The following is a 12,853-nucleotide window of genomic DNA, read 5'->3' on the forward strand; positions in this document are numbered from 1 at the left end:
GAATGAATCGTATCTTCCGTAATACCATCTTTTATTTACTGATATTCTTAGTAGTAATTGGAATCGTGAGCTATTTTAATGGTTCGACACAAAAAACGACATCAGTTAGCTACGACAAATTCATTACTAAACTAGAAAGCGGTGAAGTGCGTAATGTGCAACTTCAACCGAAAAATGGTGTATTTGAGGTAAAAGGACAATTTAATAACTCTAGCCAAGGAGAACAATTTGTTACTTATGCACCAAATACTGAGGAATTACAAAAGAAAATTAATGATAAAGCGAAAGGTGCCGAAGTTAAGTATCAACCAGCAGAAGAAACAAGTGCTTGGGTAACATTCTTTACTTCAATCATTCCATTTGTCATCATCTTCATTTTATTCTTCTTCTTATTAAACCAAGCTCAAGGCGGCGGTAGCCGTGTTATGAACTTCGGGAAAAGTAAGGCGAAGTTATATAATGATGAAAAGAAAAAAGTTCGTTTCAGAGATGTTGCTGGTGCGGATGAAGAGAAACAAGAACTTGTTGAGGTAGTTGAATTCTTGAAAGACCCTCGTAAGTTCTCTGAAGTTGGTGCTCGTATTCCAAAGGGTGTCCTATTAGTTGGACCTCCAGGTACAGGTAAAACTTTATTAGCACGTGCTGTTGCAGGTGAGGCTGGCGTTCCATTCTTCTCTATCAGTGGTTCTGACTTCGTAGAGATGTTTGTCGGTGTCGGTGCATCACGTGTACGTGATTTATTTGAAAATGCAAAGAAAAATGCTCCTTGTATCATTTTCATTGATGAAATTGATGCAGTAGGTCGTCAACGTGGCGCAGGTCTTGGTGGTGGTCATGATGAGCGTGAGCAAACATTGAACCAATTACTTGTTGAAATGGATGGATTCGGTGCAAACGAAGGTATTATTATCGTTGCTGCGACAAACCGTCCAGACATTCTTGACCCAGCGTTATTACGTCCAGGTCGTTTTGACCGTCAAATTACAGTAGATCGTCCAGATGTAAATGGCCGTGAAGCTGTACTGAAAGTACATGCGCGTAATAAACCACTTGATGAGCATATTAATTTAAGAGCAATTGCGACTCGTACACCAGGATTCTCTGGTGCGGATCTTGAAAACTTATTAAACGAAGCTGCTTTAGTAGCTGCACGTCAAGATAAGAAGAAAATTGATATGAGTGATATCGATGAAGCGACGGATCGTGTTATTGCAGGTCCAGCTAAGAAAAGTCGTGTTATCTCTGAAAAAGAACGTAATATCGTTGCTTTCCATGAAGCAGGTCATACTGTAATTGGTGTTGTTCTCGATGAAGCAGATGTCGTTCATAAAGTAACAATTGTCCCTCGTGGTCAGGCTGGTGGATATGCGGTAATGCTTCCGAAAGAAGATCGTTACTTCATGACGAAACCAGAGTTACTTGATAAAATCACTGGTTTACTTGGTGGCCGAGTAGCTGAGGAGATTGTATTTGGTGAAGTGAGTACAGGTGCTCATAATGACTTCCAACGTGCGACTGGTATTGCAAGACGTATGGTTACGGAATTTGGTATGAGTGACAAACTTGGACCGATGCAATTTGGTAGCTCGCAAGGTGGTCAAGTGTTCTTAGGAAGAGACTTCCACTCAGAACAAAACTATAGTGATGCGATTGCACATGAAATCGATATGGAAATGCAATCAATTATGAAAGAATGTTATGCTCGTGCAAAACAAATTCTTACTGAAAACCGTGATAAACTAGATATTATCGCACAAACGTTACTTGAAGTAGAAACGTTAGATGCAGAGCAAATCAATCATTTATGTGATTACGGCAGATTGCCAGAACGTCCAACATCTTCAGATGATGTGAAAGTAAACATCAACATGAAGAAAGACGATGAAGATAAAGAAGATAAGTAAGAAGTGAAGGAGTGACTATCGTCACTCCTTTTTTGTTTGTTAAAATCTTTGTTAATTACTATTGAGAACTTAGTGGATAAAGTAATTTAAGTAAAACTAGTATTAAAAATTGAAATAGAGAGCAATCTTTTTGTAAAATGATGAGGATAGGAAAGCTGATTATATAAGTATGTGTGATATGATGTTTTTATAAGTTTTATACATACTGCACAAATATAGATTAAATAAGATAAGTGGTGAGAATATGATTTTTGTATTGGATGTAGGGAACACAAATGCTGTACTAGGTGTGTTTGAAGAGGGGGAACTTCGTCAGCATTGGCGCATGGAAACAGATCGTCATAAGACAGAAGATGAATATGGAATGCTTGTAAAGCAATTGCTTGAGCATGAGGGTCTTTCGTTTGAAGATGTGAAAGGTATCATTGTATCTTCAGTCGTACCACCAATTATGTTTGCTTTAGAGCGCATGTGTGAAAAATATTTTAAAATTAAACCGCTTGTAGTAGGACCTGGGATAAAAACAGGACTAAATATTAAATATGAAAATCCGCGTGAAGTAGGCGCAGACCGAATTGTAAATGCAGTAGCAGGAATCCACTTATATGGAAGTCCGCTCATTATTGTTGATTTTGGTACGGCTACTACATATTGTTATATTAACGAAGAAAAACATTATATGGGTGGAGTTATTACGCCAGGAATTATGATTTCAGCAGAGGCTTTATATAGCAGAGCAGCAAAACTTCCTCGTATCGAAATTACAAAACCAAGCAGTGTTGTTGGGAAAAATACAGTAAGTGCGATGCAATCTGGTATTCTTTATGGTTATGTTGGACAAGTGGAAGGTATTGTTAAGCGTATGAAAGAAGAAGCTAGACAAGAACCTAAAGTTATTGCAACAGGTGGATTGGCAAAATTAATTTCCGAAGAATCGAATGTAATTGATATTGTAGATCCGTTTTTAACGTTAAAAGGTTTGTATATGTTATATGAACGTAATGCAAATTTACAGCATGAGAAAGGTGAATAAATACGTATGAAAGATTATTTAGTAAAAGCGTTAGCATTTGATGGAGAAGTGCGTGCGTATAGTGTGCGTACAACAAATACAGTAAGTGAGGCGCAAAGACGTCATGATACATGGAGAACAGCTTCAGCGGCACTAGGGCGTTCTTTGACTGCGGGTACAATGATGGGCGCAATGTTAAAGGGCGAGCAAAAGTTAACGATTAAGGTAGAAGGTAACGGCCCAATTGGCCCTATCTTAGTAGATGCTCATGCAAATGGAGATGTACGTGGTTATGTAACGAATCCGCATGTTGATTTTGAAGGAACAGAACAAGGGAAGTTACGTGTATATCAAGCGGTAGGTACAGAGGGGTTTGTAACTGTAATTAAAGATATTGGAATGCGTGAGCCGTTTATTGGTCAATCTCCAATCGTTTCAGGAGAATTAGGAGAAGACTTTACGTATTATTTTGCAGTTTCTGAACAAACGCCTTCTTCTGTAGGTGTTGGTGTTCTTGTAAATGGAGATGATAGCATATTAGCGGCAGGTGGATTCATCCTTCAAATTATGCCGGGTGCGCAAGATGAAACGATTTCATTTATTGAAGACCGTTTACAAAAGATTCCACCTGTATCAACGTTGATTGAACAAGGTCTTTCTCCGGAAGAGCTACTATATGCAGTTCTTGGAGAAGATAAAGTAAAAGTATTAGAAACAATGGATGTTCAATTTAATTGCACATGCTCACGCGAGCGTATTGAGAGTGTATTAATTAGTTTAGGTAAAACAGAGTTAGAGCAAGTTCGTGAAGAAGAGGAAGAGACAGAAGTTCACTGTCATTTCTGTAATGAACGATACAAGTTCTCTAAAGAAGATATTACAAATTTAATCGAGAATTTGTAATAAGGGAATTAAGAGGAGCAATCCTCCAAATGAATTGACAAACAGGGAATTTTCTGACAAAATCTAAATATAGATAAAACCAATAAAAATACTCGGTGTTAGGAGTGACAGGAATGCGAGTGGCACAATCAGTTTCAGAATTAATCGGGAAAACGCCGATCGTTAAGTTGAACCGCATCGTAGAATCAGACAGCGCAGATATATACTTAAAATTAGAATTTATGAATCCGGGGAGTAGTGTTAAAGATCGTATCGCATTAGCTATGATTGAAGATGCTGAAAAAAAGGGATTATTAAAAGAGGGCGATACAATCATTGAGCCGACAAGTGGTAACACAGGAATTGGTTTAGCGATGGTAGCGGCTGCTAAAGGATATAATGCAATCTTAGTAATGCCAGAAACAATGAGTATTGAGCGTCGTAATTTATTACGTGCTTACGGTGCGGAATTAGTATTGACTCCAGGGCCTGAAGGAATGGGTGGAGCAATTCGTAAAGCGACTGAATTAGCAAAAGAACATGGCTACTTTATACCACAACAGTTCAAAAACCAATCGAATCCAGAAATTCACCGTTTAACAACAGGTCCAGAAATTATTGAACAAATGGGCGACCAATTAGATGCGTTTATTGCAGGTATTGGTACAGGTGGAACGATTACTGGTGCTGGTGAAGTACTGAAGGAAGCGTATAAAGATATTAAAATTTATGCAGTAGAACCTGCAGATTCACCAGTATTATCTGGTGGGAAGCCAGGTCCACATAAAATCCAAGGAATTGGTGCGGGATTTGTTCCGGAGACGTTGGATGTAGAAGTATATGATGAAATTATTCAAGTGAAAACAGAGCAAGCATTTGAATATGCGAGAAGAGTGGCTAAAGAGGAAGGTATTTTAGTTGGTATCTCTTCAGGCGCAGTTATTTATGCAGCAACAGAGGTTGCGAAAAAGTTAGGTAAAGGGAAAAAGGTACTTGTTATTATCCCGAGTAACGGTGAACGTTATTTAAGTACACCACTTTATCAATTTGAATCCTAATTAAACGCGATTGAAAAAGCATCCTTGAAAAAGGGTGCTTTTTCTTTTGGGATTGGAAATAGGAAAAGAGTGAATGACTAGAAAACTTCATGTAAAATAAGAGGTAGTATAATTAAATTATTTTCACTAGCCTTCGAGTATAATCAATCTCTATATAAATAACTTATGTAGTTTGAGCTGGTTTATCTAAGAGGGTGGGATAAAAGAAGACGGGGTGTTGATATGCAACGAAGAAAATCTTTAGCGCTTTCTATTCCATATCAGTTAGATTTCTTTAAGCAATATAAATTTCTTTCTCAGGGTAAATCGCAACATATTTTGTTAGAAAGCGGCCGTGGCGGTCGTTATAACATTGTAGGACTGAACCCAGTAGCGGTAATCCGAGGGAAGGATGAAACGTTACATATAAGTGAAAGTGGTAAGGAAACAATAAAACGAGGGAATCCGTTAGATTTAATGCAAGAATATATGGAACAATGGAAGACGGACTATAACCCAGAGTATCCGCCTTTTCAAGGTGGTGCAATTGGCTATTTCAGTTATGACTGTATCCGTTATATTGAAAAGCTGCCTTCTCTTGCGGAAGATGATATTGATATACCTGACATCTTCTTTTTATTATTTGATGACGTATTTGTCTATGATCAAAAAGAACAAGTGTTATGGGTTATTACGCATTATGTAGATAAATATGAAGAGGCGAAAGAACGGCTAAATGAGTGGAAGAGTCTTTGGATGACAGAAGCGCCTGAAGTGACCGTGCCCTTTGAAAGTCCTGAAAAGAAAAGTGAAGCAGTTGCTTTTACTGAAGCTGGCTTTATGAAGGCAGTTGAATGTATTCAAGAATATATTGGAGCGGGTGATGTGTTCCAAGTAAACTTGTCGACGAGACAAGAAAGAACGTTACAGACACACCCACTAGAAATTTATACAAGTCTTCGTGAAATTAATCCATCTCCATATATGGGTTACCTGGAGCTTGGGGATTTTCAAATCGTTAGTGGATCGCCAGAGTTGTTAATTAAGAAACAAGGAACTGAAGTAAGTACAAGACCAATTGCTGGAACGAGATCTAGAGGCGCGGATGAGCAAGAGGATGAAGAATTAGCAAGAGAATTAATTGAGAACGAAAAAGAAAGAGCAGAGCATGTAATGCTTGTGGATTTAGAAAGAAATGATTTAGGACGTGTTTGTAAATATGGCACTGTAGAAGTAGATGAATTTATGGTAATTGAGAAATACTCGCATGTTATGCATATTGTTTCTAATGTACGTGGTGAGGTGGAAGAAGATAAAGATGCTTTTGATTTAGTGAAGGCTGTATTCCCTGGGGGAACAATTACTGGTGCCCCAAAAATACGTACGATGGAAATTATTGAGGAATTAGAACCTGTTCGAAGAGGGATTTATACAGGGTCAATCGGTTGGATTGGTTATTCTGGAGATACAGAATTGAATATTGTAATTAGAACACTTCTTGCTAAAGATGGAAAAGCTCATGTACAAGCAGGGGCGGGAATTGTAATTGATTCAAATCCGGAAAATGAATATAAAGAGTCGTTAAAAAAGGCGATTGCTTTATGGCGTGCAAAAGAACGTAGTGAAGAAACGGTTAGGTGAGAGAAATGATATTAATGATTGATAATTATGATTCTTTTACATTTAATTTAGTGCAGTTTCTTGGAGAACTTGGACAAGAGCTCGTTGTTAAACGTAACGATGAAGTGACCATTTCATATATTGAGAATATGAAACCAGATTTTCTAATGATTTCTCCAGGTCCGTGCAGTCCTAATGAAGCTGGGATTAGTATGGAAGTTATTAAATACTTTGCTGGAAAGATTCCGATTTTTGGTGTTTGTCTAGGGCATCAATCCATTGCACAAGTGTTTGGTGGAGAGGTTGTCCGTGCAGAGCGATTAATGCATGGAAAAACGTCGCTTATGCATCATGATGGAAAGACGATTTTTTCGGATATTCCTAATCCGTTTACTGCGACGCGCTATCATTCCCTTATTGTTAAGAAAGAGACGTTACCCGATTGCTTAGAGGTAACATCTTGGACAGAGGAAGGGGAAATTATGGCACTTCGTCATAAGACATTGCCGATAGAGGGTGTGCAATTCCATCCAGAATCTATTATGACTTCTCATGGGAAAGAGCTGTTGCAGAATTTCATTCGTAAATACAGTCCAAGTGCGACATTATGTTAATTTACGTAAATGGTCAGTATGTAGAAGCAAGTGAAGCGAGAATTTCTCCTTATGATCATGGTTATTTATATGGTCTTGGAGTTTTTGAAACGTTTCGTATTTATAATGGTCATCCTTTCTTATTGGATGATCATTATAACCGTTTAATAGAGGCGCTGGATACATTGCAAATTAAATGGACAATGACAAAAAATGATGTGATGCTTATTTTGAAAGATTTACTCGCTAAGAATGAATTGAAGCATGCATATGTACGTTTTAATGTATCGGCGGGTATAGATGAAATAGGATTACAAACGGAAATGTATGAAGAGCCTTCTGTTATTGTTTTTATAAAACCTTTAACAGCTCCAGGGGATGTAGTGGAAAAAGAAGGTGTTATTCTAAAACAAGTGCGAAATACACCGGAAGGGACATTTCGCCTGAAGTCTCATCACTATTTAAATAATATTTTAGGGAAGCGTGAAATTGGAAATGTTGTGAGTAAGGAAGGTATTTTCCTCACTGAAGCAGGTTATGTTGCAGAGGGCATTGTTTCGAATCTATTTTTTGTGAAAGGTGATGTTTTATATACACCTTCGTTAGAGACAGGGATTTTAAATGGTATCACTCGTGCGTTTATTATAAAGAGTGCTGAAGAATTAAATATAGAAGTAAAGGAAGGTTTCTTTACAAAAGATGAGCTACTTTCAGCGGATGAAGTCTTCGTAACAAACTCCATTCAAGAAATTGTTCCGCTTTATCGTATAGAAGCGCAGGATTTCCCGGGTAAAGTAGGAGTGGTTACAAAAAGTTTAATGTACCTTTATGGAATGCAAAGAGAGAAATTATGGAGCAGAAATGAACTACGAAGAGGAGATGTGTAGTTTGAAGTGGGATTATGATTTGCGCTGCGGCGAATATACATTGAATTTAAATGAAAAAACATTAATTATGGGGATTTTAAATGTAACACCAGATTCGTTTTCTGATGGTGGGAGTTACAACGAGGTAGATGCTGCGGTACGTCACGCAAAAGAAATGCAAGGTCAAGGTGCTCATATTATTGATATTGGTGGCGAATCTACTCGCCCAGGTTTTGCTAAAGTATCAGTAGAAGAAGAAATAAAGCGAGTTGTCCCGATGATTCAAGCAGTTTCAAAAGAAGTAAAATTGCCTATATCTATCGATACATATAAAGCTGAAGTTGCAAAGCAAGCAATTGAGGCTGGTGCTCATATTATTAATGATATTTGGGGAGCGAAGGCGGAGCCAAAAATTGCTGAAGTCGCAGCTCATTATGATGTACCCATCATTTTAATGCATAACCGCGATAATATGAATTATCGTAATTTAATGGCGGATATGATTGCTGATTTGTATGACAGTATTAAAATTGCTAAAAATGCTGGTGTGCCAGATGAGAATATTATTTTAGATCCAGGTATCGGTTTTGCTAAAACACCTGAGCAGAACTTAGAGGCGATGCGTAATTTAGAACAGTTAAATGTGCTAGGTTATCCAGTTCTCTTAGGTACTTCGAGAAAGTCCTTTATTGGGCACGTATTAGATTTGCCAGTGGAGGAACGCCTTGAGGGAACAGGAGCTACCGTTTGTCTTGGTATTGAAAAGGGCTGTGAGTTTGTTCGTGTCCATGATGTGAAAGAAATGGCGCGTATGGCTAAAATGATGGATGCGATGATTGGTAAGGGGGTAAGGTAATTGGATAAAATTTATATCCATGATATGGAGTTTTATGGTTATCATGGTGTGTTCCCAGAGGAGAATAAATTAGGTCAGAGATTTAAAGTTGACTTAACGGTGGAGTTGGATTTAAAGCGTGCAGGGGAAAGTGATGACTTAGAGCATTCGGTCAATTATGGAGAGCTTTTCGAATTATGTAGAAAAGTTGTTGAGGATAGAAAGTATAAGCTTGTGGAGAGTATCGCTGAAAATATTGCTGCAGATATATTAAAACAATATGAAAGTATTTCACGCTGTACAATTAAGGTAATTAAGCCGGATCCACCGATACCGGGTCATTATCGTGCTGTAGCAGTAGAAATTACGAGAGAACGTCCATGAACAATATAGCTTACATTGCATTAGGGTCAAATATTGGAGAGCGTTATACGTATCTAACTGAAGCGATTCAGTTTTTAAATAAAAATCCTTATATTCAGGTTGATGATATTTCATCTGTATATGAAACTGAGCCAGTTGGCTATACTGACCAAAGTTGCTTTTTAAATTTAGTTATAAAAATTTCTACCAATTTATCACCACAAGAGTTATTGAAAGTAACACAAAAAGTAGAAAATGACCTAGGAAGAAAAAGGGAAATTAGGTGGGGGCCGAGGACTATCGACCTTGACATTTTACTTTATAATCAAGAGAATATTGAAGCAGAGAATCTTATTGTTCCGCATCCGCGGATGTTTGAAAGAGCTTTTGTTATCGTTCCGTTGTTAGAGATTAATCAAGACATAAAACAAAACATTTCACGTTCACAAGTAGAAGAAATGAAAAGGCGAGAGGGAGTAACGGTATGGAAGCAGAAAAATGGGGAAGACGCATTCGTGCTTTTCGAAAGCTAAAAGGCTATACACAAGAAGGTTTTGCTAAAGAACTAGGGGTATCTGTATCTGTTTTAGGTGAGGTTGAGAGAGGGAATAGATCGCCTTCTCAAGATTTTGTAGTAGAAGTTGCTAAGGCATTAAATGTTTCGATAGAGGAATTAATGCCAAAGTGATTGTACAGGAAGGAGTAGGTTGATTGTTAAAGATTGCAAATATCGAGATGAAAAATCCGGTTGTACTAGCACCGATGGCGGGAGTGTGTAACTCTGCATTCCGTTTAACAGTAAAAGAATTTGGTGCCGGCTTAGTTTGTGCTGAAATGGTAAGTGATAAGGCAATATTACTTAATAATAAAAGAACATTAGATATGTTATATATCGACGAGAGAGAAAAGCCATTAAGTTTACAAATTTTTGGTGGAGAGAAAGAAACTCTTGTAGATGCTGCGAAATATGTAGATAAATATACGACAGCAGACATAATTGATATTAATATGGGTTGTCCAGTGCCGAAAATCGTTAAATGTGATGCGGGGGCAAGGTGGCTTTTAGATCCGAATAAAATATATGAAATGGTAGCAGCGGTTGTAGATGCTGTAGAAAAGCCGGTTACAGTTAAAATGCGTATCGGTTGGGATGAAGAACATATTTTCGCAATAGAAAATGCTAGGGCTGTTGAGCGTGCTGGTGGCCAAGCTGTGGCGGTTCACGGACGTACACGAGTGCAAATGTATGAAGGAAAAGCGGATTGGGATATTATTAAACAAGTAAAACAATCTGTAAATATCCCGGTTATCGGAAATGGTGATGTCGCAACGCCGCAAGATGCAAAGCGTATGCTTGATGAAATTGGTGTAGATGGTGTTATGATTGGTCGTGCGGCTCTTGGAGATCCGTGGATGATTTATCGTACGGTAAAGTATTTGGAGACAGGTGAATTAATGCCGGAACCAACAGTGCGCGAGAAAATTGATGTATGTATGTTACATCTAGATCGTCTTATTGACTTAAAGAACGAAAGTGTCGCTGTAAGAGAGATGAGAAAACATGCAGCTTGGTATTTAAAAGGTGTTCGTGGTAATGCGAGTGTACGTAATGGTATTAATGCTTGTAACACACGGGAAGACCTTGCGAATGTGTTAGGTACATTTGTAGAAGAAGTGGAAGCGAAACAACAAACAATTTACGTTGGTTAATAATGGACATAGGAGATTGACATTCTTCTATACACTTCCTATAATTACGTGAAAGAAAGAAGAGCTGCCAGTTAGTTGCTGGCAGTTTTTCTAGTTGAGTAGAAAATGCTATACTGTATATATTGTAAAATTAAATAGAGCTGGAGTGATATCAATATCATGGATAACATGAACCACGAAGAATTAAACGACCAATTGATTGTTCGTCGTGAAAAGCTACATAATTTACGTGAACAAGGAATTGACCCGTTCGGTAAAAGATTTGAACGCACAAATTCAACAACTGATTTAGTGAGTCTATATGGAGAGTTCTCTAAGGAAGAATTAGAGGAGAAGGAAATCGCTGTTTCTATCGCTGGTCGTATTATGACAAAACGCGGAAAAGGGAAAGCTGGATTTGCACACGTTCAAGATTTACATGGACAAGTTCAAATTTATGTTCGTAAAGATGCTGTTGGAGATGACGAGTACGAATTATTTAAAACAGCAGATTTAGGTGATTTAGTAGGTATTGAAGGTAAAGTGTTCAAAACAAACGTTGGAGAACTTTCAGTAAAAGCAACAGGCTTTACGCTATTAACGAAATCTCTTCGTCCATTACCAGATAAATACCATGGATTAAAAGATGTTGAACAACGCTACCGTCAACGTTACTTAGACTTAATTACAAGTATGGAAAGTCGTGAAACGTTCGTTACTCGTAGTAAAATCATTCGTGAGATGAGAAGATACCTAGATGACAACGGTTATCTTGAAGTGGAAACACCTATGATGCATGCAATTGCAGGTGGAGCTTCTGCGCGTCCCTTCACTACACATCATAATGCGTTAGATATGGAATTATATATGCGTATCGCAATTGAGCTACATTTAAAGCGTCTTATTGTGGGTGGTTTGGAAAAAGTATATGAGATCGGCCGTGTATTCCGTAATGAGGGTGTATCAACTCGTCATAACCCTGAGTTTACGATGATTGAATTATATGAAGCATACGCTGATTATAAAGATATTATGAAGTTAACAGAAGATATGGTTGCTCATATCGCGAAAAAAGTACTGGGTACAACAACAATCCAGTATGGTGATTATGAAATTAATCTAGAACCCGAATGGACACGTCTTCATATGGTAGATGCGATTAAGCAATACTCTGGAGCTGATTTCTGGAATCCGATGAGTGTAGAAGAAGCACGTGAGCTTGCAAAAGAACATAATGTAGAAATTAAAGATACAATGGAAGTTGGTCATATTATAAATGAATTCTTCGAACAAAAAGTAGAAGATGAATTAATCCAACCAACATTTATTTACGGTCATCCGGTAGAAATCTCGCCGCTTGCGAAAAAGAATGATGAAGATCCAAGATTTACAGATCGTTTCGAATTATTTATCGTTGCGCGTGAACATGCAAATGCATTCACTGAGTTAAATGATCCAATCGATCAAAAAGAACGTTTTGAAGCGCAATTAAAAGAGCGCGAACAAGGTAATGATGAAGCTCATATGATGGATGACGATTATATTGAAGCTCTTGAGTACGGTATGCCTCCTACGGGTGGATTAGGAATCGGTATTGATCGTCTAGTTATGTTATTAACAAATGCACCATCTATTCGTGATGTATTATTATTCCCTGCTATGCGCCATAAACAAGACTAAGCTTTGGAGATTTCTCCAAAGCTTTTTTTATTTGAGCATGAGTTGCGTGGGTATAGTAAGTCTTGATAGTGCGAGAAATTATATTTATATAGAAGAAATGTGCTGTTTTTATACTTTTTTACTAAGTTAAAAATTTTATTAGAAAAACTATTGCATTTTAATAATCAAACTGGTATATTTATATTCGTTGCCACGAAAGGTAACAAACAAAACAAACGAAAAACAACTTATTGAAAAAAGTTGTTGACGAAAATATAACGAAATGTTATATTGATAAAGTCGCTTCTGAGCGACGAAGTAGTTCTTTGAAAACTGAACGAAACAAACAACGTGAAACGTCAATTTTTATTTTAGATGCTAGACAAACTAACT

13 protein-coding genes are annotated in these 12,853 nt (G+C 37.6%); all 13 read left to right on the plus strand.

Annotation, left to right across the window (positions count from 1 at the left end; all coding sequences use genetic code 11):
* The first annotated feature begins 2 nt into the window (after positions 1-2).
* The 13 genes from ftsH to lysS all read left to right on the plus strand — a co-directional run bounded on the left by ftsH (position 3) and on the right by lysS (position 12,481).
* The gene (gene ftsH, locus ACS2QP_RS25465; RefSeq protein WP_001079674.1) at positions 3-1,904 is read left to right on the plus strand and encodes an ATP-dependent zinc metalloprotease FtsH; all 1,902 of its coding nucleotides are present in this window, start codon (positions 3-5) and stop codon (positions 1,902-1,904) included.
* A 244-nt stretch (positions 1,905-2,148) separates the two neighbouring features.
* On the plus strand, positions 2,149-2,937 hold the full coding sequence (locus ACS2QP_RS25470) for a type III pantothenate kinase (RefSeq protein ID WP_000578368.1): 789 nt from the start codon (positions 2,149-2,151) through the stop codon (positions 2,935-2,937).
* 6 nt (positions 2,938-2,943) lie between these two features.
* Complete coding sequence (hslO, locus tag ACS2QP_RS25475) at positions 2,944-3,819, plus strand: redox-regulated molecular chaperone HslO (RefSeq protein WP_000656372.1); 876 nt, start codon at positions 2,944-2,946, stop codon at positions 3,817-3,819.
* A 113-nt stretch (positions 3,820-3,932) separates the two neighbouring features.
* Positions 3,933-4,856, plus strand: coding sequence for a cysteine synthase A (gene cysK, locus ACS2QP_RS25480; RefSeq protein WP_001261712.1), 924 nt, complete (start codon positions 3,933-3,935; stop codon positions 4,854-4,856).
* Between the two features lie 222 nt (positions 4,857-5,078).
* Entirely contained in the window at positions 5,079-6,476 is a 1,398-nt protein-coding gene (gene pabB, locus ACS2QP_RS25485) for an aminodeoxychorismate synthase component I (RefSeq protein WP_199631015.1), read from the plus strand.
* A gap of 5 nt (positions 6,477-6,481) precedes the next feature.
* A complete protein-coding gene (pabA, locus tag ACS2QP_RS25490) occupies positions 6,482-7,069 on the plus strand; it encodes an aminodeoxychorismate/anthranilate synthase component II (RefSeq protein ID WP_438882962.1) in 588 nt (195 codons plus the stop codon).
* The gene (gene pabC / locus ACS2QP_RS25495; protein ID WP_000909884.1) at positions 7,063-7,935 is read left to right on the plus strand and encodes an aminodeoxychorismate lyase; all 873 of its coding nucleotides are present in this window, start codon (positions 7,063-7,065) and stop codon (positions 7,933-7,935) included. The genes pabA and pabC overlap by 7 nt, the downstream gene beginning before the upstream one ends.
* Positions 7,910-8,770, plus strand: a complete 861-nt coding sequence (gene folP / locus ACS2QP_RS25500; protein WP_002164656.1) for a dihydropteroate synthase — start codon at positions 7,910-7,912, stop codon at positions 8,768-8,770. Before pabC ends, folP begins: the two co-directional genes overlap by 26 nt.
* Positions 8,771-9,133 (plus strand): dihydroneopterin aldolase, encoded by a 363-nt coding sequence (gene folB / locus ACS2QP_RS25505; RefSeq protein WP_000358062.1) that lies wholly within the window; start codon positions 8,771-8,773, stop codon positions 9,131-9,133. It abuts the gene before it with no gap.
* On the plus strand, positions 9,130-9,645 hold the full coding sequence (folK, locus tag ACS2QP_RS25510; RefSeq protein ID WP_001059450.1) for a 2-amino-4-hydroxy-6-hydroxymethyldihydropteridine diphosphokinase: 516 nt from the start codon (positions 9,130-9,132) through the stop codon (positions 9,643-9,645). The genes folB and folK overlap by 4 nt, the downstream gene beginning before the upstream one ends.
* Entirely contained in the window at positions 9,597-9,800 is a 204-nt protein-coding gene (locus tag ACS2QP_RS25515) for a helix-turn-helix domain-containing protein (RefSeq protein WP_000387031.1), read from the plus strand. The genes folK and ACS2QP_RS25515 overlap by 49 nt, the downstream gene beginning before the upstream one ends.
* A 23-nt stretch (positions 9,801-9,823) precedes the next feature.
* Positions 9,824-10,822: a tRNA dihydrouridine synthase DusB gene (gene dusB, locus ACS2QP_RS25520; protein ID WP_000912251.1), complete on the plus strand. Its 999-nt coding sequence runs from the start codon at positions 9,824-9,826 to the stop codon at positions 10,820-10,822.
* A gap of 159 nt (positions 10,823-10,981) precedes the next feature.
* Complete coding sequence (gene lysS / locus ACS2QP_RS25525) at positions 10,982-12,481, plus strand: lysine--tRNA ligase (RefSeq protein WP_438882963.1); 1,500 nt, start codon at positions 10,982-10,984, stop codon at positions 12,479-12,481.
* The last annotated feature ends 372 nt before the right edge of the window (positions 12,482-12,853 follow it).

The sequence above is a fragment of the Bacillus cereus group sp. Bce019 genome, from assembly GCF_051781745.1.
Lineage (GTDB): Bacteria > Bacillota > Bacilli > Bacillales > Bacillaceae_G > Bacillus_A > Bacillus_A cereus.

What these genes read in the sequence shown, in the direction of transcription:
- folK (WP_001059450.1), top strand. Translation starts at nt 9,130, where the DNA reads ATGAACAATATAGCTTACATTGCATTAGGGTCAAATATTGGAGAGCGT.
- pabC (WP_000909884.1), top strand. Translation starts at nt 7,063, where the DNA reads ATGTTAATTTACGTAAATGGTCAGTATGTAGAAGCAAGTGAAGCGAGA.
- folP (WP_002164656.1), top strand. Translation starts at nt 7,910, where the DNA reads ATGAACTACGAAGAGGAGATGTGTAGTTTGAAGTGGGATTATGATTTG.
- hslO (WP_000656372.1), top strand. Translation starts at nt 2,944, where the DNA reads ATGAAAGATTATTTAGTAAAAGCGTTAGCATTTGATGGAGAAGTGCGT.
- pabB (WP_199631015.1), top strand. Translation starts at nt 5,079, where the DNA reads ATGCAACGAAGAAAATCTTTAGCGCTTTCTATTCCATATCAGTTAGAT.
- ACS2QP_RS25515 (WP_000387031.1), top strand. Translation starts at nt 9,597, where the DNA reads ATGGAAGCAGAAAAATGGGGAAGACGCATTCGTGCTTTTCGAAAGCTA.
- ACS2QP_RS25470 (WP_000578368.1), top strand. Translation starts at nt 2,149, where the DNA reads ATGATTTTTGTATTGGATGTAGGGAACACAAATGCTGTACTAGGTGTG.
- ftsH (WP_001079674.1), top strand. Translation starts at nt 3, where the DNA reads ATGAATCGTATCTTCCGTAATACCATCTTTTATTTACTGATATTCTTA.
- cysK (WP_001261712.1), top strand. Translation starts at nt 3,933, where the DNA reads ATGCGAGTGGCACAATCAGTTTCAGAATTAATCGGGAAAACGCCGATC.
- pabA (WP_438882962.1), top strand. Translation starts at nt 6,482, where the DNA reads ATGATATTAATGATTGATAATTATGATTCTTTTACATTTAATTTAGTG.
- lysS (WP_438882963.1), top strand. Translation starts at nt 10,982, where the DNA reads ATGGATAACATGAACCACGAAGAATTAAACGACCAATTGATTGTTCGT.